Below are 20,786 nucleotides of genomic sequence, written 5' to 3'. Positions count from 1 at the left end.
TAGATAGAAAAAATCTTTATATTAATTTATAAGGGTTTCCAGAATGTTAGTTTAGTTTAATCTAACTCAAGTTACGTAAAGTATTATGACTACCTTAAATGTCTTGTTACATAACAGAAAAATTGCTTTTCCTATTTTTAAGCTTTATACGTTATGCAATTTTAGTTAACATAATCACTCCTATTAGAACCTGACCACAACAAAACCCCTTGGCTTCCAAGAAATTTCACATCGTCTATTTTTACTGTTTATACATCCTTGATGAATCAACGTACGTTAGTTTAAGTGAATAACTTCACAATGTCGCAAATCTTCATACTAAAATATACCTGAAGATAACGGATTATCGTTCATATTTTCCACATTTATGTAAATCGCTATTGCATAATATACTACGTAATTATGAGTTACTCCCCAATCTAGGTTGTTTGCTGAAGAAAGAGATATGTAATAGAATTTTAGGTTTCATCCATCTAGATGTGTTAATAACACTTATCTTTGTTAATTGCACAATAAAAAAACACCTAAACTCCAGTAATATCAAGGATTTATGGTGTTTTAAATACTAAATTTTAGTTGTATTAATAGATATTTTACACGAAGTTGAAACTTTAAGAATAATAGAGAGTTTCCTCTCTACCTTCAAAACTGTTCATTATTATATCCAACTGGAGAAACATTTTATTTGTTTATTAGTTAAAATGAAAAATTAGATCTTCCACACTCCGGCCCGATTGTGGAAAATTCTTATTCAATTAAAGCTCACCGATAGTTGAATTGACCTGCCGCTATTGTTCAGTGATCGAAGTAGAATAATAAAAGGACTGAATTAGTTCACTTACTTCTAAAAAACATCTTTATATTTAGCTATTGTTTTCTCTGCTGATAGTGTTTCTTTTGATTGTTCATCATAGTATGTATAGATGATCTTACAGTGATTGTTCAACTTATAATTTGCAGTCAAGAAATTAATTCTAGAAATAACTTCAATAAAATTTAAAGGTTTTGCTGAAGTAATCTTGTTTCCATCTTGAATTAGAGAAACTTCAAAATAATTCATTTTACTATTTTGTGTATAGTCTTGTATTAAGATTATAAATCCCAAAAAATCACCTTTATTTCTACAAATTCTCCTTTACATAATAACAAAACATAAAATGGATTTAGACCCAGAGTACTTATCTATAAAACTTCATCATCAGTTAAATATTGATGTCTCCTTGTTAAAGGAACGTACCCCGTTAATGCAATAAGAATTTACCTTCTGTTAGTGGGTAAGTTGAAGAGACTTTATGATTACTCATCTTGTTTTTCTTCAAGTTTCGACTTAATATCTTCTAAAAGTTCATTCTGTTTTTTATGACTATCCAATATCTTATCAGTCATTTTTTCCAATGTTTTAGTAATAGACCACAATGATAAAATTAGAACAATTACAATTCCTAAAGCGTCCAATATATTCCCCTCTTCTCATTACTTTTCTTCAACTCTTCTGACCTATATTTTAACATTAATTTCCTTTTTGTTGGCATAGAAAAAGCGTCTCTGTCTAATTGCAGAAACGCTACCAGTTAGTTTAAAAGTGGATTTATAAATCTTACACAAATAAACTATAAACAAAAGGAATTAAAAGAGCTAACCCCAGACAAATAATAGCTACTATTTTTGATTGTTTAGCGATTCGTTTATCACCATTATGTAAGTTTTCTATAAAATTAAGGGTATATGAAAAACATACAACTATTAGCAAAACTGAAATAATACCTACCCAACCTAAGTTCACATTAGAGCCTCCCTGACTATTAAGTTATCCTTCACCATTACTTCAACAAGAAAAAGCCAATCTCCTTCTTGAAGATTAGCTACCCGTTAGCTGAATAAAGCGAAATGCAATTTACCCATTTAATTCTAAAAATTCCTATTTTCCTTTTTGGACTTTCTTAGATTGTCAAGGCGAAGATAAATATAGCTAATTAATAATCCAATAATAAATCCACCTATTATTGCAACTCCACCCCACTCAACTATGCCACGCTTAAAAACATTATGCTGAAGGAAACTTTTCCAATTTCCCCAGAAATAGGCGTCTGAATCTATATTAGATATGTGTAAATGTGTAATTGATATAAAAGCTCGATGTACAGCCATCCATAGGTAGTATGAAACAATGGAGAATAAAAAAAGATATTGAAAAATATCAAAATGGAGAGCTAGAAACATTAAATTTTTTCAGGGAACTTCAATTAAAAACAAGTCATTTACTAAAGGTGTTTTCAACCACTATTGGTGAGTTGGATGGTATTGCAAAAGATATGGCATCAATTAACGAACGACAATTAGATAGTTTTATAAAGCTTGTACTTGTAAAATAAGTTAATTAAAATCAATGAAATAAATTAAGTCTGTGCAATTAGGGATATGTGTATGTGGTCAGTCTTTCTTAAAGAGGAAACTTGAAGAATAGGTTCTCTCTATTTTTACATTTTCCTTTAAGATTTTACACAAATTTACCTAAAGCGAAGGTAGTTGTAGCATAGAATCGTGTACTGCGCAGCAAAGTTCATATATGAATTATAGCCCTTATTAAACTAACGTATCCTTTATTTTATGTGTAAGCCTTCACAAACATTATTCATTCTAAATTTTAGGGATTTTAATTCTGAATAACCAAATCAGCTTTTTCAATTGGCAAAACTGTTTCCATATAATAATCTTCTGCTTTCCAGTATCTATTTTCAAACTTTTCAATGTTATTTTGTGTTTCAACACTTTCACGATTGAATCTCTCTTCTCGTCCACAATATAGAAAAATCATAAAGTCGAAGTAATTTCTCCACTCTTTTCTTTGTAAAAACACTCCTTCAATTATAATTAGACAAGTATCAGGTATTTTGACCGTTTGTAATTTTGACGAATCAGAACTATTGTTATAAGTTAATAATTTTAGTTCATTAGATTCTTTAAGTTTTTTGAATAAATTTTCTTTTAGCCATTCTACATCCCATTGCAAATTGTAATACTCATCCCACTCTTCATTACTAGTGTTATAACGTCTTTCTCTCTCTACAATGTAATCGTCTATATGCAAAACACAAGTCAAAATATTTTTTTCTTGAATATGCTGTTCAATATTTCTTACTATTGTTGTTTTACCAGAACGACTTAATCCATCTATTCCCAGAACAACCTTTTGACCTTGTTTAACTTTTGGAATTTTTTTAAATAAATTTGTTATTTTATCTTCCAAGCCCATTCCCACCCTAATTTTAATATGCTTAGTTGCACTTTTCTGCTTCGTAAGCACAAGAATTGATTGCTTATATAGAATAATCGTACACTTTACTCGAACAAGAAATAGCTTTTATTAAATTCTTCTCGATGAACAAAATATATTTTATTTAGTATAATTTTTTTCTTTTAAAATATAAAGTTCTTTGATAAATGCACTTACACCAGCTGAACAACCAATAACAGCAAGAAGAGATATACATCAAACAAAGGTAAATGGTGAGAACACAACTTTTAGACCCCCTAATATAATAAAAAAATCCAAAGAAAAATTCACCCCGTAATTAACTGTTTTTTCACCTTGTTTTCTTCCCCGTATAAACAAACCTGCACCGATAGTGAAAAAGCGACTGTTCATATTGAACACTCTCACCCATTTGTACAATAACTACTGTTAAGTTATTTACTTTTTTTGATTATCTTTTATCGTTTTAGCCATTGCTAAAAATACAATAATAACAAAAATCATAGAAAATATAATTACTGAGGCCAAATTATCACCTCATACTCTTACATAAATAATACCATATTTTAACCCTAAGATTATTCCAGTAACCCAAGCAGAATTTATACCAAGACAGCAATTTAAAATAGAAGAGGTACGATTAATCCGATTTGAAAAGAGGTTAGCCTTTTCTTTTTTCATACCTAACATAACTTATTTTATATTATTCCTTTTTATTTCATATTTTAAAAAATGTTGAACAAACTATTAACAATTATTATGGTGTTAGAAAGGAGGTAAATTAGATAAAAAAGGTTAGAAGAGCGGTTATGATTATTCTCATTTTTTACTTACTGTATGCTACCATGTTCGGCATTGTTATTTTTAAAGAAAAACATCCTCAGGTTAGTAACACCTATAAGGAACAGCATAAAGTGGAACGATTCTATGGAAGTGAGGCATCACAGGATCGCGTAATTCTACTGGAAGAAAAAACGTTTTCAGCGGCTGCCCGTGTTAACTTATTAGAAAATGCACAAGAGTCTATTGATATCGCATATTATGCGATTCATAAAGGGTATATTACTGATTTATTTTTAGGAACGATTTTGGATGCGGCCGATCGTGGCGTAAAGGTAAGGATCCTTTTAGATGGAATTTTCCATGGTCTAAGATTTAGTATAAAAGATGTTCAATACGCCTTAATCAATCATCCAAATATCGAAATTAAATTTTACGAACCATTAAATCCTATACTACCTTGGACATGGCATAATCGACTCCATGATAAATTACTTATTATCGATCATAAATATGCAGTTATCGGCGGCAGAAATATCGGAAATCGTTATTTTATTCAAGAAGGTGAAAAATCCCCTACGTATGACCGAGATGTTCTGGTAATTAATACCGATCTCAAGAAAAAGGAAGGCAGTGTTTTGAATCAAATGGACAGGTACTTTAATCAAATCTGGGATCATCCTATTACAAAGGTTCCTTTTGATAAGCTTTCCTCACGCCGACAGAAAAAAGCAAAAGAAGCCAATCAACAAATAAAACAGAAACTAGAAAATTCGAGGAAAACAGATAAAAAATTATTTAATAATTATTATGATTGGGTAAAAATTCCCTTCCCACTAACAAAATCACCTTTATTCATAATCCTATACAGAGATTTAATAAAGAACCTTGGGCTTGGTATGATTTAACCAATCTCATGAAGAATTCGAAAAAGTCCTTAGTCATACAAAGCCCGTATGTTATTCCAACGGGACCTATGCTTCCTTATATGGATACCTTACAAGTACCACCTGAAAAAACAACGATTTTAACGAACTCGTTAGCATCAACTGCCAATGTTATGGCCTATTCGGGACATATTAAACATATTAACGCGATGGTAAAAAGGGATGTAAACGTATTGGAATATCAGGGTCCTGATTCTATACATGCTAAAACATTTATCTTTGATGATCGATTGAGTGCCATTGGAGCATTTAATATGGATGCCAGGTCGGTGTTTTTAAATACCGAGTCCATGGTGGTCATTGATAGCGTGGAATTTACCCAAAGTCTCGAAAAGGAAATGAGCCATTACTATAAAAAGAGCTTAAAGGTAGCAAGGGATGAATCGTATATAGAGGACCCCAACTTAAAACCAGGTAAAGTAAGTTGGTTTAAATCATTCAGTATAAAAGGACTATCCTATATAACGGATTTATTCCAGCATTTATTATAGGGCTCTGCTCTATAGTTAAATTGCACTATAAAAGCAATTTAAAAAACAGTCTTTCATAAAGAAGGATTGGCCGATGAGTGAGTTGTACTTTTCCATAACATTGACAAGTTCCAAAAAAATCTGACTTTCTAATTAAGGAATGTCAGATTTTTATATTTATTCCAACCATGATTATAATCCTTGAGGTTGATATATTACATCTAAGTAATTATTTACTTCATTAAGATATGTAAGTCACATCGCATTCTAAAGGTCATCCAATTGCTGTTTATCTATGCTTTTTAGGAACAATTAAGACAACTTACCAATCCTTAACTAATAAAATTGAATCTTTAAGAACATTATGATTAAGACAGCAAGTGTACATCGCTTCTCATCAACTAAAACTATTAAAATCAGTCAGGAACTAGACGCACTCTTACATATAATCGTTAGAGAAATGAATTCCAAAGATTTTTAAAGTTGCTTCTTTGACTGCTTTTATGCAATTGCGACCTAACACAATTGTATATCAGGTTAAAAAAGCGGGTATTTTTATTTATCGTGTTACAAGGTTCGTTTAATTCCTCACCTGTTTTAAACTGCTGTTAAAAATTTTACAGTCTAGTTTTATTTTTTTACTTTAGTGCATAATAAGAAAAAAAGGTGTGTTCACATTGGATTTCCCTACAATTCAAACTAATTTTTGGGACGCTATAGTAGCTGTTCCATTGGTAATGTTGCTTACTCAAATAATAAAAATCATCTCAAAAATAAACAAAAAGTATATTCCCACTATTGCACTTGTTTTAGGGTTATTAATTTCTATTTTCATAAGTCATCGTCAGGATATTATTGCAGGTATATTTATGGGTTGGTTTTATGGCTACGCTGCTATCGGTTCTTATGCTGCTTTAAAAACAAATTTAATCTCTTTAAGAAATAATAAGAAAAATTAATTTGATTTATATTTGAAATGCTAAAAGTATTAGGAGTGACCAAATGAACAGAACCACCCCTTTAAGAGTGAAAATTGATTTAACCTTTTTTATCATTCAAACTTTTTGTATTCTTGGACTTCTTTTAATACGCAATTATGACTATATGAAATCGGCTATCACTGATCCTATTTTCTGGCTAATATATGTTATTCTTGAATATAAACAAAAATGGATTATCCCTATTTATGTTCGAATTGTTGTTGTTATTTCAATGACAACGAATGATTTCTTAGGTGAATTATTTAACTTGTATGTTACATCTGTTTTATTTGATCGAGTCCAGCATATATTCGGAACATATTCAATGACATTATGGTCATTTTTCATTATTCAACAGTTTGCAAAAACAAAAATCCTCCATAAAAAATTGATTGTAATTCTCTTTATTCTTCTTTCAACATCATTAGGTGCTCTCTATGAAATATTTGAATTTATCCAAGATATAGTGTTTAAACCTAAAATTAAGAATCAACCTAGCTTATTAGACACTGATTTAGATTTAATATCTGACTTATCAGGAGGCATCATAGCCCTATGTCACTTTTTACTTTCAAGAAGGCTAAGGACTTTTATAGGTCACATAAAATCACCGATCAAAATTTAAAATAATAAGCACTTTTACGCTAAAGCAGCATAGTATGTGTGTAAAATTAAAACGTCAATCTAAAAAACCACCTTGGTATTAGGTATTTTTTTATTCACCTTTTTATCCAAAAAGAAAAAAGTCGATAATTTTATACATAGTTATTCACCTTCATATTCAAGCATTATTCTAGTTTTCCTAAGAGTTGTTTACTCGAATTACATTCTATCTAAATTTTTCACAAGTATCAAAGGCGAAGCTAAAAAATAATAAGTAATAATTTCAAAAACATGTGTAAAACATAGTAATATAATTCAACATAAGAAGGTGTAGCTACTCGTGAAAACTAATATTGATATGACAGCAGCTGAAATAGGATATTTATGGTCTACATATCAAGCAGAAACATTAAAATATTGTTTATTAAAATATTTTGACCGTATAGTTGAAGACCCCGATATAAAAAAAATAAACACTTTAACCATGAATTCAGTAAATGGAAATATTACAAAACTTAAAGAGATTTTTAAATATAGTAATTTTCCGATACCTATTGGATTTAAGGAATCAGATGTTATGTTAGATTCGAAGCGATTATATACAGACCCATTTATCCTTTACTTTCAGTGGTTTGTAGCAAAAGGAAATATGAACTATGGTTCTTTAGCCATTAATACTATCGCTAGAGAAGATATTTTTAATTTTTATGAAAACTTTCTATCAAATTCATTAAAATTGCTGAAAGATTCACGAGAATTGTTATTAGCAAAAGGGTTATGGATTAGAGCTCCTTATATTCCATTACCGAAAGATGTATCGTTTGTTAAAAAGGAAAGCTTCTTAAACGGTTGGCTTGGTGTCGAACGCCCAATTGCAGGAATAGAAATAGCCAGTGTATTCTATAACCTAATCACAAACTCATTGGGATTATCATTAATGAACAGCTTTATTCAAGTAACAAAAACAAAGGAGCTACGGGATTATTTTAAAAGGGGAAAAGATATTGCTGAAAAGCATGTACGCCTAATGTCAGAAAGACTGAACAAGGAAAACTTACCAACCCCCAATACATGGAATCGGGGTATTACAGATTCACTTGAATCTCCTTTTTCTGAAAAGTTAATGCTCTTTTTTATCAGTTTTTTAAATGCCCAAGGAATAAGCAATTATGGTAATGCTGTCTCAAATTCTATTAGACATGATATTGGTATTGATTTTACTCGATTAGCAGCAGAGGTTTCTAAATTTGGGGAAGATGGTACTGAATTATTAATCAAATATGGTTGGTTTGAATGCCCACCCAAAGCAATGGAATACCAGTCATAAAGCATATTATTACACCTACTTATTTTATAACAGACTATCTATAGGTTAGTAAGCAACTTTTTTTATATAGCGTACTATAATTTTTAAAATGATGATTACTAATTTTGTTGAAACTATATCAATTGCGAAGAGTCGACTACTTTGTAAAAGTAATCGATTCCGTATTCTTCATCATTGATGACCTCTACATTTTGAGGTCTTTTTATTTACTTTTATTTCACAGAAATTATCTACTATGCAATAAATGAGTTACTTTATAATCTAGTCGGTTTGCCGAAGATAGAGATAGAAAATAGTGTTCCCTCCCCTCAAGACGTGTTAATAACACTTATCTTTCGTTCTTTCTCTAATAAAAAACGCCTCACCCCCAGTACTATCAAGGATTCGAGACGTTTTAACTACTGGATAGGCTACACTTAGTTGGACAGAATTTTTAAGGTCAAGTAGACTACAGATAATACATTTGAGGAGAATCTACATGACCAAAAGAGAACGCCGAACATTTACTGAAGAGTTCAAACAACAGATCGTGCAGCTGTACCAAAATGGGAAACCAAGAAAAGAGATTATTCGTGAGTATGACCTAACTCCTTCTTCTTTAGATAAGTGGGTGGGTCAGAGTCAGAACTCTGGTTCTTTTAAAGAAAAAGACAATGTAACAGATGAACAAAAAGAACTGATCGAACTCCGAAAGAGAAATAAGCAACTCGAAATGGAAAACGACATTTTAAAGCAAGCCGCGCTGATACTAGGACGAAAGTAAATGTTATCAAGAATAATCAACATAAATACTCGATATCAGCAATGTGTAAAGTCCTACAAATCCCTAGAAGCACTTACTATTTTGAAGCGAAAGAAAGAGCAACAGAGGATGACATGACCTCAGATGTGATCGACATTTTCCATGCGAGTCGTCAAAATTATGGGACACGCAAAATCAAAGTAGAATTAATAAAGCGCGGTCTCATCGTATCTAGAAGACGAATTGGACGTATTATGCAAGAACAGGGTCTTGTATCTACGTATACCATAGCTCAATTTAAGCCGCATACAAAATCATGTAATGAATCCGAACAGAAGAATGAACTAAACCGCGAGTTCAACCAGGAAGAAGAAATGACAGTGGTTGTAAGCGATTTGACGTACGTAAGAGTCAATAAAAAATGGCATTACGTATGTGTATTTGTCGATCTCTTTAATCGAGAAATCGTAGGCTTTAGTACAGGTCCAAAGAAAGATGCGTTACTAGTCTATCGTGCATTCGCCTCCATTAAAGTCGACCTTCGTAAAATTCAACTTTTCCATACGGATCGTGGGAATGAGTTTAAAAATAAGCTGATAGACGATGCTTTAAAGACGTTTAACATTCAACGATCTTTAAGCATGAAGGGTTGCCCATATGACAATGCAGTAGCTGAAGCGACATTTAAAATCATCAAAACAGAGTTTGTTCAAGGGCAACATTTTGATAGTTTAGAAGAATTAACAAGGGAATTACATGACTATGTCCACTGGTTTAATCACATACGAATTCATGGAACACTTGGTTATGTAAGTCCGATCGATTACAAACTTGAACACCTTAAAAAAGTTGTCTAGTTTAGTGTTGACATACCATACTTTTATATAGTTGTGTTAATAGATATTTTATACGAAGTTAGTATTTTAAGAATAAGAGGCAGTATCCTCCCCTCACTTTAAGCCTGTTCACTGTTATATCCAACTGAAAATACATTTTAAGTTTAGGTTATAATTTGAAATTCCTTCTTTCTTCAACATTCGCACTTTGCTTGCTGAAGATTTTTTCTGATGTGCAGTAATCGTTGTACTGTAAAGTAAATGACAGTCTTTTAATTCCCAATGTTGATAACAAAAATAAGTAATAAATTATCCAAACCCAATTAGGAAGAGTCTCTCATTACCTTTAGTTTAACAATGCTATTTAGTTTAGCTATTTCTTGTATTTATAACAAATGCCTGAAAACACTATCAAAATAATATACACATAAAAAATCACCTCCTCTACAAGAAGGTGATACTGTCAGACTTATAAATCAAAATTAAAAATTATTAGGAAACAATTACTCTATCTATTACTTTAAGAGATTTATATTTTATGCACATAAGTAAATAGTTTGTCGGTTTCTTTATTCAATTGATATTTATCTATATCAATATTATAAGAGTAGTCACCCTTAGAAAAAATCAATCTATTTTGCTTCCAATTTTCATAATCACTTGGGTCTGTAACTTCCTTACCAGGAGTTACTTTCTTTGGTCTACCTACTAATTTGTTATATTGGACCTCGACATTATTATCCTCTAATAAGTAAACAGGAAATTTAAAATTAATTTGATTGATATCTAAATCTAAAATAGAGAAAAGTGCTTTACAATGCATCAAACCTGAGAATAACTGTTTTTTTAATTTGGTTAATTGGTTCGAGGGCTTTTTTTTAAGTTCACATATATAACAGTCTATAATATTTTCCATTTCATTATATTTAAAAAATATACAGTCCGGAAAATTATTTAATGCAATAAATTTTATACGACTTTCTTCGTTTCTTTTTGCATTAGGTTCACAAAAGACATGATATAAAGTACCATTCTCGTTCTCTATATTCACCCTCATTAATAGTTCAAATGATGGTATGTAATCTTCCACAATGATTGGCTCTTCCTTAAGTTCGATACTATCCTCATTAATAAGTTCAAGTGATGTAATCATACTTCGTCCAACTTATCTATGTTTTCATTTTGAAGTTCAATTGTTTGTTGATAGAGGTCTTCTAGTTCATGAGTGAATAAATCAATTTCATATCCATACTCTGTTTTAATTTTACTTTCTAAAAAGGACTCTTTTCCATCCTCTTTTAGTTCATAAACTTTTGAAGAAATGCCATTATTACTAATGAGGAAATTATTTACTCTACTAAAGAAAACATCACTATGAGTAGTAAGGTATACTTTTTTATCCTTTTTCTTTATAAGTGTTTTTATAAAATCTAATAACTCATTCATACTTTTTAATGACATATGGGCTTCCGGTTCTTCAATAATTATCTCTTTATAATTTTGAAATGGATTATTTATTATTAGATATGGTAAAAGTCTATTTTGTTTGGTAGAAAACAATTCTCTTCTAATTATATGTCCATTTGTTTTAGTCAAGCTCTCTACCTCTCCATTATCTGTAAATGAAAGAGTGCCACCAAATAGTTTCTTAAGTTCTTCAGAGAAGATACGTTTATAAAAACGTTTGGATAAGTCCTGGAACTCTAAATAATCTTTGTTAAACAAAAACTCACTATATCTTAACTTAGTTTTGTTATAATTTTGATCAAGAGTTTTCCTTAATGCGTTATCCATATATAAGTTACGTTCCGATGGTAAAAACAGTAACTTTCCGTCACTAAAATAATTCCTGAAAATTAATTTCAAAAAATTTTTCTGAGAATTTTTAAAAATCTTATTTTTAAAATCCTCCGCACTAATTAATGTAGGCAAATAATTTTCTACAGGCTCAATATCTTCTTGATCTTCCTGGTTAAAGTCCTCACCTGATTCTATATGAAAAATACTGCTAACTACATTTTTATGATTATTATCAATATCTGATATCAATATACCAAAACCATCATTCATTATAAAAGACGAACTATACTCATATGAATCTCTTACTTCTGGTATATCTAATAATTCATATTTCACATTTGATTCTTCAGTAAACAAAACTTTTTCTTTGATTGATTCTGTTATTTTTTCAGTAACTGATTTGAATTTATATGAGAAATAGTCATTTACCTCTAATGTATCTTGAATTTCTACTTCGACTTTAAATCTTTTAAGTGATGATGAGCTATCTTTATCATCATTAAATTTTTCAATCTTACTTGCCCTGTAATACTTATACAAGTCCTCCCAATCTAACTCAACTTTTATACAATTGGGGTTTTCCTCAAGATATGTATCAATCATATTATCTAAGTTTCGTGTAAAGTAATCCTTTATAAGTGTGATTGTTTCCAGTAACAATGTTTTTCCAGTCCCATTGTCTCCTACTATTACTACCAAATCACTTTCTTCGAAATGAGCATCCTTAATCTGTGCTAAATTGGAGATTTTCAAATTCATTATAACCCTGCTTTCTTGAGCATTAGATTATCCTCATTATAATCTTTTATATGGTTAAGTATACCATATCAGTATTCTTTTAGATTAGTACATATTTTAATTTTACTGGGTCATCAATCTTAATATTATTATTTATTCCTTTTAATAAATAAACTATTCTAATATGAAAATAGTAAAGAATAGACTAGTTTTACATCAGTATTAATTATCTTTAAACTATATTATATATAACTCAACAAACCTAAATTGCCCATACAGTCTCAAGGTTTGCAGTTGTTTGTTAATATGAGTTATACATAACTTATATGTTGCGTATAGGTTAAATCGTCTCTTCTTGTTATCAATATCACCTTGTTCTATACCAATATATCTTAATGTGACTCCTGGATCTGTATGATTAAATATCTTCTGGAGAGTAACGACATCTTGAAATGGTTTATAAAACCAGTATCCGAATGTGTACCTATGCTTTTCAGGTATAATTCTTGTGCAGCTTCTTTAAGAATGATATAAGCCATTCCTCGAGTAATTGGTTTATTTTTAAATTAATTGACAACTTTTTACTAGGTGGAGAAGCTATTTTTGGTGCATATTTATGGGTATTCCCAATGCATATGGGATTCTTTGAATACTTTAAAAACTGGGGCATTTAACTTGCCCTTTTTCATTTTCCGCATCTTTATCTATCAGTATTAAGTGAATTGCGAATTAAAGTGATCTCATGTAAATAAATTTACAAAGTATATACATTTTCTCAATAAATAGATAATACAGGACCATGTAAGAATTGACTAAAATGCATTGATTTAATTGAGGCAGGTAAGCTTCTTGGATTAAATCATCCTGTAACAGTTTTTATCAGCCAAGAATTAGATGAACTTATAATTGAATATCAAAAATTAAAATTATCATAAATCTACTGATCTATTTATGCGAACTACGACATAGATTTTTCATTTTTATAATAATTTAGGACAAGGGTTAATATATTGATAAAAAAGAATGGAAAGGAAGATTTTTTTGAAAAAATATATCTTTTTTATTATGTTATTTGGTGTTTTATTTCCTATTTGTCAAAAAATCTCATTAGAAATCTTACATACTGTTAAAAATTACAATTATGGTTCCCAGTACGTATTTTTAGGTCCTATGACTGGTCAAGATAGTATGTTTAATCTAATTATTTCTTCTATTGCTGCAACTTTAGCTTATTTTTTCACAAATCTATTTGTAAAATTAGGACCTAATAAATCCTAAATATTTATTTCACTATATTTGAACACTCATAATCTACTTTGTGTCGCAATTTACTTCTACTGTTCAGCAAATAATCTGTTGTTCTTTCGTTTTTCGTCTTCAACATTATCCACCTTTAACTTAATATCAGGATGAAATGTAATGATAATTTAGTAATATGAACGATTTTTATATTTATAGATTCGTTAGAAAGAAGTGAAAAATTCCAAATCATTTTTCTCATACTCGAATATTAAATAAAGTGCTTTATAATTAGTGTACTAAGGTTATTACTCTAAAGAAAGATATAAAATAAGCTATAATAAAAATGCACACAATAACTTGTGTGCATTACTCCATTTTGATAATTAAGTTCTAAGTTATTTTAGATACTAAATCCAAGTAAGTTTCAAGCATAAAATTTCGTTAAGTATTTTCAAGCATAAGCTTTCGTTTTAGGAAAATATATGGTTGAAGTCACAAATTTAACAAAACAAAAACCACCAAATATGTATTTGGTGGAGACGGTGGGACGTGCTATTCCATGCTTTCGTCATGGCACTGACTATATCTTGAACCTTGTTAGGTCCTTCGGCGTCTTATACGAAAAGTAGTTTTACCTTTAGAAAAGGCAGATTTTCGTATCCTAGTACTACCAAGTTGGCAGCCTATAAGTCGATACACGGCTGTTAGATTGCTCTACATACCGCTCGGCATTGCCCTATCACATTTAAGTGACTTAGGTTTCACCGATAAAGCCGAATTTTCACTTATGTGTTACCACATAAGGCGACTAATTACTAATCGAACCCACGTCCAGACATATCGGCACTTAAGCGTCTACGAGCGTAGTCGATAAATTCGCAGTTTCGCTAACTCCTATGCCTATCGACAGGCGTCAGAGCAGCTAGTCTGATTGGTCTCTTCCATCATCCCCAGACGGAGGAATTAGGCGTAGTCCACTAAGAGTGAGTCCCTTACCCTACCACATGGACGATGGAGGGAGGAACTAGCTATGCAGTTATTAAGCTGCTAAAGCTAAGTTATTGTTAGATTTGCCAGTTATTATTGGCGTGACGTTTTAACGAAGACGATCCCTTCGGCCCGCAACCTAAGCTCGAACTACCCCTGTCGAATCCGTAACGTCCCCATGATTAGCCGTATATACCAGCTTGGGAATACGGGAGGTATTACAAAAGTAGAATAAGCTTAATTGCTTATGAAATTGTGTGTAAGTGACTGTCTTACAAAATCTATTATAACAGACTGAGACAAGAATGCAATTGTAAGGTTTTACCTATTAACTCTTTTCTGAAATTATTCTTACGAGTTACCTAATTATCTGTTAAAAACAATGTTTTATCGGATAAAAGGTATTAATACGAGAAGAAAAGATACCAATAGACTTGATACAGAACTGTTATTTAAGTTTCTAATCGTCATAAAGATTGCGAAAACAGCCTACCTTTTAGATCTTTTGGCGTTCTCTAAAGGCACGCTCGATATCACGTTTCGCTTCTTTTTTCTTCAAGTCTTCACGCTTATCGTATTTCTTTTTACCCTTACCAAGACCAATTAAAACCTTAGCATAACCATTCTTTAAATACATTTTCAAAGGAACTAGTGCATACCCATCTTCTTTTGTTGCACCAATTAATTTGACAATTTCCTTTTTGTGAAGAAGTAGTTTTCTTGTACGTAATGGATCATGGTTATAGCGATTTCCTTGCTCATATGGACTAACATGCATATTAAGTAAGAATACTTCACCACGTTCAATACGTGCATATGAATCCTTTAAATTTGCACGACCGTTTCGAATCGATTTGATTTCCGTTCCTTGAAGGACAATGCCAGCTTCAAACGTTTCTTCAATTGAAAAATCGTGATTTGCCTTTTTGTTTTGAGCAACTACTTTTCCCATTCCTTTAGGCATTGTGTTGCCTCCTCTCGGGTGTACCTATCATTATAGCGGTAACTTATATTTTAGCAAAAAATGGACGCAAACTCAATCTTTTGGCACTTTTATCGTTAGTAAAAGGATTGACGCTGATTAGAGAGAATACAATGATTAACGAATCTATATGAGGTGTTAAAATGAAAATAGAAATAAAAGAGAAAACTGCCTTTCAAGCTTTTGGAGTAAAATGGCAAGGTACTTTTGAGCAGGCCGAAAAAGGCGATGTAAAAAAAGTACTACATCAATTTCGTAAAGACCTTTTCAACACACCTTTCTTTGAGCGCTCACAAACAATATATGGACTATCGTTACAGAATATCGCTAACGGCTTTACGTATTATATCTGTACAGAGGTTCCTGAAAAAAGCTCTTTACCAGCCAATTTCGATGTTTTCCAATTTCAATCACATCACTATGCAGCACTAGATTACAAGGGTGTTCATGTTTATCAAGCCTATCAAACACTTTATGATTGGATGAAAGAAAACTCCTATCAACCCGTTCAAAATACAATAGACCACTTTGATATCTATCCAATCACTTATGAGCCACTAACAGATGAGCCACACTTAACAATAATGATCCCCATTGTTATGGAAAAACAAAGAGGCTGAACTTATATCTCAGCCTCTCTTATCATTTATCTTTTTTTCTTTTTACGCTTTGCTTTTGGCGGATTTTCGAAATGCTTTTTCTTTTTACGTGGAGGACGAGTTGACCAGTCTCCAGATTTTTCGTCTTCTTTTTTCCTACCATATTTTAAGTTATCTGGCTTTCTACCATTGCCTGCAATAATCACTTTTTTAGGAGCATCTTTATCAGGGCGTTTTCTCGTCCCTTTCATTCCCACAACTTCAAAATCAATCGAACGTTCATCTTTATTCACATTTACAACACGAACAGTGATTTCATCACCAATTCGATAAACATTACCTGTACGTTCACCAATCATTGCATAATGACGTTCATCATAGCGATAATAATCATCTGTTAAATAGCTAACATGAATTAGACCCTCAATTGTGTTAGGAAGCTCAACGAACATACCGAAGTTTGTCACAGAGCTAATCATACCGTCATATTCCTCGCCAATTTTATCAAGCATATACTCTGCTTTTTTCAGTTCATCTGTTTCACGCTCAGCTTCAACCGCTCTTCTCTCCATATTAGAGGAATGCTCAGCTATAACAGGTAAGCTTTCTGCCCATCTTGAACGTGTGTCTTCATCAACTTTACCTTCAATCAAATACGTACGAATTAATCGATGAACAATTAAATCAGGATAACGACGAATTGGTGAAGTGAAATGTGTGTAAAATTCTGTTGATAACCCGAAATGTCCAAGGCTTTCTGGATCATATTTTGCTTGCTTCATCGAACGTAGCATTACAGTCGAAATAACCGTTTCTTCTGGTTTACCTGCTACTTCCTCAATTATATTTTGTAATGCTCTTGGATGTATTTCGTTTGCAGTTCCTTTAACAGAATAACCGAAGTTCGTAATAAATTCTAAGAAACGTTGAAGTTTTTCAGCATTAGGATCTTCATGGATACGATAAATGAACGGGACATTCATCCAATGGAAATGCTCTGCAACTGTTTCATTTGCAAGTAACATAAATTCTTCGATTAGACGCTCTGCTACAGAACGTTCACGTATAACAACATCTGTTGGATGACCTTTTCCATCAACTAACACCTTTGCTTCTTTAAAGTCAAAGTCAATAGCTCCACGGTCCATACGCTTTTTACGAAGAATTTGTGCCAAGTCCCCCATTTCTTCAAACATAGGTACAAGGCTTTCATATTTTTGCAGAAGAGCTTCGTCTTTATCTTCAAGAATTTTATTCACATCAGTATATGTCATACGTTCTGTTGTTTTAATCACACTTTGAAAAATCTCATGTTTAACAACTTGGCCATCCTCATCGATTTCCATTTCACAAGACAATGTTAATCGATCCACTTTTGGATTTAATGAACAAATTCCATTCGAAAGTCGATGTGGAATCATTGGAATCACTCGGTCAACTAAATAAACACTTGTTCCGCGTTCAACTGCTTCACGATCAATTGGAGATTGCTCTGTTACATAATGACTAACATCTGCTATATGAACACCAAGCTTATAGTGACCATTTTCAAGTTTTGTGACCGTAACTGCATCATCTAAATCCTTTGCATCTGCACCATCTATTGTAACGATCGTTTCGTTACGAAGATCCCGGCGATCCTTTAAATCTTCCTCTTTAATTTCATCTGGAACATCATTTGCTTGTTCTAGAGCTTCTACAGGGAACGGACCTGGTAACCCGTGTTTATGAATAACAGATAAAATATCAACACCTGGGTCATTTTTATGGCCTAGTATGTCGATAACCTCGCCTTCAGCACTCATACGACCTTCAGGATAGGTCGTTAATTTCACTACAACCTTATGACCTTCAATCGCACCCTTTGCTGAATTTTTCGGAATAAAAATGTCGTTTGCAATTTTCTTATCATCTGGGATCACAAAACCGAAATTTTTACTTTCTGTATATGTTCCAACAACTTCTTTTACACCTCGTTCTAGAATTCGAATAATCGAACCTTCTTGGCGGGAACCACTTGAAGATTTCGGACTTACTCGAACAAGAACAACATCACCATGCATCGCTGTTTTTAGCTCAGTTGGTGGGATGAAAATATCATCTAAGCTTGTATCATCAGGATCTACAAAAGCAAACCCTTTAGCATGTCCAATGAGTTTTCCTTTTAATAAATTCATTTTTTCTGGAAGGCCATAGCGGTTACTTCGTGTTCGAACAACTAATCCCTCATCTTCCATCACAACTAAGGCTTTCACAAATTCTTTGAATTCTGCAGAATCCTCTATCCCAAAAGCTTCTTCTAGCTCTTGAACTGTCAGTGGTTTATACGCCTCATCTTTCATAAAACCAAGTAGCTTATTGATATGTACTTGTATTTCTTGATCCATGTAACATCCTCCTTTTACCAATCAAGACTTTCTAAAAATTCATAAACATCTTCATGAAGTTGATCTCGTTCTTTATCAAGAGTTAAAACATGTCCAGATTCTTCATACCATTTAATTTTTTTATGATCATTCTCCACTTCATTGTAGATAATATTTGCACTATCTGTATTAATCATATGATCATGTCTTCCTTGTGCAACAAAGGTTGGAGAGTAAATCATATCCACATTATCTCGAACAGAAGCAATCAACTCTTGTAAAGCTTTTAATGTATTCATAGGAGATTTTTCAAACTCTCTCATTTCAGCTTCAATTTCTTCAGGAGTTTTCCCCTCGAATTTTTTATAATTTCTAGCATATTCGAGAACACCTTCATACATGACTTCTTCACTTTTTATATACATGGGTGCACACATTGGGATAATACCCTTTACAGGTACAGTGTAACCTAATTTCAAAGAAAACACTCCACCTAGTGACAATCCGCCTACAGCAATATCTTCGAAACCCATATTCTTCAAATGCTGATAGCCTTCTTCTACATCTTTCCACCAATCTTCTGGTCCAGTAGAAACAAGCTCCTCAGGTGGTACACCATGTCCCTTATATTGTGGTGCATGACATGTGTAACCTCGTTCACTTAAAAAACGCGCAAGCATTCTCACATCAGCCGTATTTCCAGTAAATCCATGTAATAATAATACAGCCTTATTTCCACCTTCAAATGTAAATGGCTTTGGTAAAACTCTTTTCATTGTTATACTCCTTCAATAAATCTTTTATATAGTTTGCCCGACAAGCTTCTTTAGTATTACATTTCACTTATGTTAGCTAGTTGAAACTTATGTCTATGTAAATCCGTTACTACCATTAAATCAAACACTGTTCCTACTTACAAAGATGTTTACTTAAAGTTATGTATGTTTTTTATTATTTAAGGCTCTTTTCTGAACAATTGTTGCTAGGTAACCAAAATTTATAGTGAAAACAGTGATTTTTCACTATAAAGGTACTATTTCATGAAGAAAAGATGCCACTAGACTTAATACAGTGCTAATTGCTTCAGGTATTTAAAAGCAACAAAGTTTACGAAAAACGTCTTATTTAAAGATCAAAACACTATTTCTACCAATCATTTAGAGAAGTTTTCAGAAAAGAAAAGCCCCATCTAAAACAAAAAAGAGCCTGTAGTTAGTACAGACCCTTTGCTTTCACCCATTATTGAACAACATATGATACTAAAATTGTAAGAATAAAGAATAAAACAGACAAAATAATAGTAGCTCGATGTAAAACTAAATCAAGACCACGTGCTTTTTGCTTTCCAAAAAGTTGCTCGGCGCCACCAGAAATCGCACCAGATAAACCTGCGCTTTTTCCAGATTGTAATAATACAACTGTAATAAGAGCGATTGAAACTAAAACAAGTAGGATAATTAATACTGTATGCATGAAAACACACCTCCTGAAATGCGCACAAATAGATAATTTTAATGTATCACAATTGAGGAATTATCACAATACTCATTTGTGTTAATTGTTGATGTAAGGTTGGTATTCTCAAATATTAGCGCTTTGGAACGGAATTATTGGGCTTATACGTACTTTTTGTGCTCTGACTAGGGGTGCCTAGGAATTTGTTTCAGGATTTAAAGCTATTTTGAGGTCATTTACTTCCATGTTGAGCATTTCTATACAGTTTTCGGATCTTGCTCTTACATTTTATCCTTTCTCAACTTATTTTGAACTCAATCATAGACTTTATGAGCTTTTCTTTATCATTTTGTAGTCAAGTCCTTAATCTTGTGTAAATTCTTGAACAAATATTTTCAACTATCATTCAGACCTGTTTTAAAGATTATTATCAAATCCCACCAACATTTTTTTTGCGGAACTTCCATGTGTTTTATACATCATAATCAGTATAGTCTGTCAAAGGTTCTTTTTACTTTGACTGGCTGTACTGATTATGAAATTATTTATAATGGAAGTTCTAAAAAATTGTTATTTAGTGAGAGATTTTTTAATAGAGTAAACTGATTCTTGATATTGCATTAATACAGCTCCTACTAAACGAAAAGCCGATTGTGTATTTGGAAAAACACGTATAACT

Annotated in this window: 20 protein-coding genes and 1 other RNA gene; 10 read left to right on the top strand and 11 right to left on the bottom strand. The window is 31.9% G+C overall.

The genetic code is table 11. From position 1 onward, the window contains the following. Positions 1-844: 844 nt before the first annotated feature. The 3 genes from LC076_RS17160 to LC076_RS17150 all read right to left on the bottom strand — a co-directional run bounded on the left by LC076_RS17160 (position 845) and on the right by LC076_RS17150 (position 1,783). Positions 845-1,105: a hypothetical protein gene (locus LC076_RS17160; protein WP_226670310.1), complete on the bottom strand. Its 261-nt coding sequence runs from the start codon at positions 1,103-1,105 to the stop codon at positions 845-847. Between the two features lie 191 nt (positions 1,106-1,296). Then, complete coding sequence (locus LC076_RS17155; RefSeq protein ID WP_226670309.1) at positions 1,297-1,455, bottom strand: hypothetical protein; 159 nt, start codon at positions 1,453-1,455, stop codon at positions 1,297-1,299. A 142-nt stretch (positions 1,456-1,597) separates the two neighbouring features. Then, positions 1,598-1,783: a hypothetical protein gene (locus LC076_RS17150; protein WP_226670308.1), complete on the bottom strand. Its 186-nt coding sequence runs from the start codon at positions 1,781-1,783 to the stop codon at positions 1,598-1,600. A gap of 376 nt (positions 1,784-2,159) precedes the next feature. On the opposite strand from LC076_RS17150, the gene LC076_RS17145 reads away from it, so the two are divergent. After that, positions 2,160-2,372 (top strand): hypothetical protein, encoded by a 213-nt coding sequence (locus LC076_RS17145; RefSeq protein ID WP_226670307.1) that lies wholly within the window; start codon positions 2,160-2,162, stop codon positions 2,370-2,372. 281 nt (positions 2,373-2,653) lie between these two features. Here LC076_RS17145 and LC076_RS17140 read toward each other — a convergent pair whose 3' ends face one another. Continuing rightward, entirely contained in the window at positions 2,654-3,253 is a 600-nt protein-coding gene (locus LC076_RS17140) for a kinase (protein ID WP_226670306.1), read from the bottom strand. A gap of 809 nt (positions 3,254-4,062) precedes the next feature. Between LC076_RS17140 and LC076_RS17135 the strand changes: the two genes are divergently transcribed. The 7 genes from LC076_RS17135 (at position 4,063) to LC076_RS17105 (ending at position 9,959) form a co-directional block, all read left to right on the top strand. After that, complete coding sequence (locus LC076_RS17135; protein WP_226670305.1) at positions 4,063-4,941, top strand: phospholipase D-like domain-containing protein; 879 nt, start codon at positions 4,063-4,065, stop codon at positions 4,939-4,941. A gap of 8 nt (positions 4,942-4,949) precedes the next feature. Then, the gene (locus LC076_RS17130; protein ID WP_226670304.1) at positions 4,950-5,471 is read left to right on the top strand and encodes a phospholipase D-like domain-containing protein; all 522 of its coding nucleotides are present in this window, start codon (positions 4,950-4,952) and stop codon (positions 5,469-5,471) included. A gap of 343 nt (positions 5,472-5,814) precedes the next feature. Then, positions 5,815-5,931, top strand: a complete 117-nt coding sequence (locus tag LC076_RS24530) for an aspartyl-phosphate phosphatase Spo0E family protein (RefSeq protein WP_226670303.1) — start codon at positions 5,815-5,817, stop codon at positions 5,929-5,931. Between the two features lie 196 nt (positions 5,932-6,127). Beyond that, positions 6,128-6,409 (top strand): phage holin family protein, encoded by a 282-nt coding sequence (locus LC076_RS17120; RefSeq protein WP_226670302.1) that lies wholly within the window; start codon positions 6,128-6,130, stop codon positions 6,407-6,409. Positions 6,410-6,452: 43 nt separating this feature from the next. Continuing rightward, entirely contained in the window at positions 6,453-7,055 is a 603-nt protein-coding gene (locus LC076_RS17115) for a hypothetical protein (RefSeq protein ID WP_226670301.1), read from the top strand. A 318-nt stretch (positions 7,056-7,373) separates the two neighbouring features. Beyond that, positions 7,374-8,360: a DUF3231 family protein gene (locus LC076_RS17110; RefSeq protein WP_226670300.1), complete on the top strand. Its 987-nt coding sequence runs from the start codon at positions 7,374-7,376 to the stop codon at positions 8,358-8,360. A 478-nt stretch (positions 8,361-8,838) separates the two neighbouring features. Continuing rightward, a protein-coding gene (locus LC076_RS17105; RefSeq protein WP_226670299.1) for an IS3 family transposase occupies positions 8,839-9,959 on the top strand; the annotation gives its coding sequence in 2 pieces (ribosomal slippage) (positions 8,839-9,088 and positions 9,088-9,959; 1,122 coding nt in all). Between the two features lie 508 nt (positions 9,960-10,467). Here LC076_RS17105 and LC076_RS17100 read toward each other — a convergent pair. After that, the gene (locus LC076_RS17100; RefSeq protein ID WP_226670298.1) at positions 10,468-11,091 is read right to left on the bottom strand and encodes a hypothetical protein; all 624 of its coding nucleotides are present in this window, start codon (positions 11,089-11,091) and stop codon (positions 10,468-10,470) included. Further along, positions 11,088-12,497, bottom strand: coding sequence for an AAA family ATPase (locus LC076_RS17095; protein ID WP_226670297.1), 1,410 nt, complete (start codon positions 12,495-12,497; stop codon positions 11,088-11,090). Before LC076_RS17095 ends, LC076_RS17100 begins: the two co-directional genes overlap by 4 nt. Before the next feature lie 800 nt (positions 12,498-13,297). Here LC076_RS17095 and LC076_RS17085 point away from each other — a divergent pair. Then, positions 13,298-13,411: a Spo0E family sporulation regulatory protein-aspartic acid phosphatase gene (locus LC076_RS17085; RefSeq protein ID WP_226670420.1), complete on the top strand. Its 114-nt coding sequence runs from the start codon at positions 13,298-13,300 to the stop codon at positions 13,409-13,411. 1,123 nt (positions 13,412-14,534) lie between these two features. On the opposite strand, the gene ssrA is transcribed toward LC076_RS17085, so the two are convergent. Both ssrA and smpB read right to left on the bottom strand, forming a co-directional pair. Further along, positions 14,535-14,875: a transfer-messenger RNA gene (gene ssrA / locus LC076_RS17080) on the bottom strand. A 326-nt stretch (positions 14,876-15,201) separates the two neighbouring features. Continuing rightward, entirely contained in the window at positions 15,202-15,669 is a 468-nt protein-coding gene (gene smpB / locus LC076_RS17075) for an SsrA-binding protein SmpB (RefSeq protein WP_146947820.1), read from the bottom strand. A gap of 161 nt (positions 15,670-15,830) precedes the next feature. Between smpB and LC076_RS17070 the strand changes: the two genes are divergently transcribed. Next, positions 15,831-16,307, top strand: coding sequence for a GyrI-like domain-containing protein (locus tag LC076_RS17070; RefSeq protein ID WP_226670296.1), 477 nt, complete (start codon positions 15,831-15,833; stop codon positions 16,305-16,307). 26 nt (positions 16,308-16,333) lie between these two features. Here LC076_RS17070 and rnr read toward each other — a convergent pair whose 3' ends face one another. From rnr to secG, 3 genes are all read right to left on the bottom strand, one after another. Continuing rightward, positions 16,334-18,673, bottom strand: coding sequence for a ribonuclease R (rnr, locus tag LC076_RS17065; RefSeq protein ID WP_226670295.1), 2,340 nt, complete (start codon positions 18,671-18,673; stop codon positions 16,334-16,336). Positions 18,674-18,687: 14 nt separating this feature from the next. Beyond that, entirely contained in the window at positions 18,688-19,428 is a 741-nt protein-coding gene (locus LC076_RS17060; RefSeq protein ID WP_226670294.1) for an alpha/beta hydrolase, read from the bottom strand. 463 nt (positions 19,429-19,891) lie between these two features. Then, positions 19,892-20,125, bottom strand: a complete 234-nt coding sequence (gene secG, locus LC076_RS17055) for a preprotein translocase subunit SecG (protein WP_226670293.1) — start codon at positions 20,123-20,125, stop codon at positions 19,892-19,894. Positions 20,126-20,786 lie beyond the last annotated feature (661 nt).

Origin of the sequence: Metabacillus litoralis, assembly GCF_020524045.1 — a bacterium.
Taxonomy (GTDB): Bacteria; Bacillota; Bacilli; order Bacillales; family Bacillaceae; genus Metabacillus; species Metabacillus litoralis_C.
Note: the sequence above shows the minus strand (reverse complement) of the source record. Positions and strands in the feature narration are given on the sequence as shown.

Excerpts from the sequence above, each read along its gene's own strand:
- LC076_RS17145 (WP_226670307.1), top strand. The coding sequence starts at position 2,160 with ATGAAACAATGGAGAATAAAAAAAGATATTGAAAAATATCAAAATGGA.
- LC076_RS17140 (WP_226670306.1), bottom strand. The coding sequence starts at position 3,253 with ATGGGCTTGGAAGATAAAATAACAAATTTATTTAAAAAAATTCCAAAA.
- LC076_RS17135 (WP_226670305.1), top strand. The coding sequence starts at position 4,063 with ATGATTATTCTCATTTTTTACTTACTGTATGCTACCATGTTCGGCATT.
- LC076_RS17130 (WP_226670304.1), top strand. The coding sequence starts at position 4,950 with ATGAAGAATTCGAAAAAGTCCTTAGTCATACAAAGCCCGTATGTTATT.
- LC076_RS24530 (WP_226670303.1), top strand. The coding sequence starts at position 5,815 with ATGATTAAGACAGCAAGTGTACATCGCTTCTCATCAACTAAAACTATT.
- LC076_RS17115 (WP_226670301.1), top strand. The coding sequence starts at position 6,453 with ATGAACAGAACCACCCCTTTAAGAGTGAAAATTGATTTAACCTTTTTT.
- LC076_RS17100 (WP_226670298.1), bottom strand. The coding sequence starts at position 11,091 with ATGATTACATCACTTGAACTTATTAATGAGGATAGTATCGAACTTAAG.
- LC076_RS17095 (WP_226670297.1), bottom strand. The coding sequence starts at position 12,497 with ATGAATTTGAAAATCTCCAATTTAGCACAGATTAAGGATGCTCATTTC.
- smpB (WP_146947820.1), bottom strand. The coding sequence starts at position 15,669 with ATGCCTAAAGGAATGGGAAAAGTAGTTGCTCAAAACAAAAAGGCAAAT.
- LC076_RS17070 (WP_226670296.1), top strand. The coding sequence starts at position 15,831 with ATGAAAATAGAAATAAAAGAGAAAACTGCCTTTCAAGCTTTTGGAGTA.
- rnr (WP_226670295.1), bottom strand. The coding sequence starts at position 18,673 with ATGGATCAAGAAATACAAGTACATATCAATAAGCTACTTGGTTTTATG.
- LC076_RS17060 (WP_226670294.1), bottom strand. The coding sequence starts at position 19,428 with ATGAAAAGAGTTTTACCAAAGCCATTTACATTTGAAGGTGGAAATAAG.
- secG (WP_226670293.1), bottom strand. The coding sequence starts at position 20,125 with ATGCATACAGTATTAATTATCCTACTTGTTTTAGTTTCAATCGCTCTT.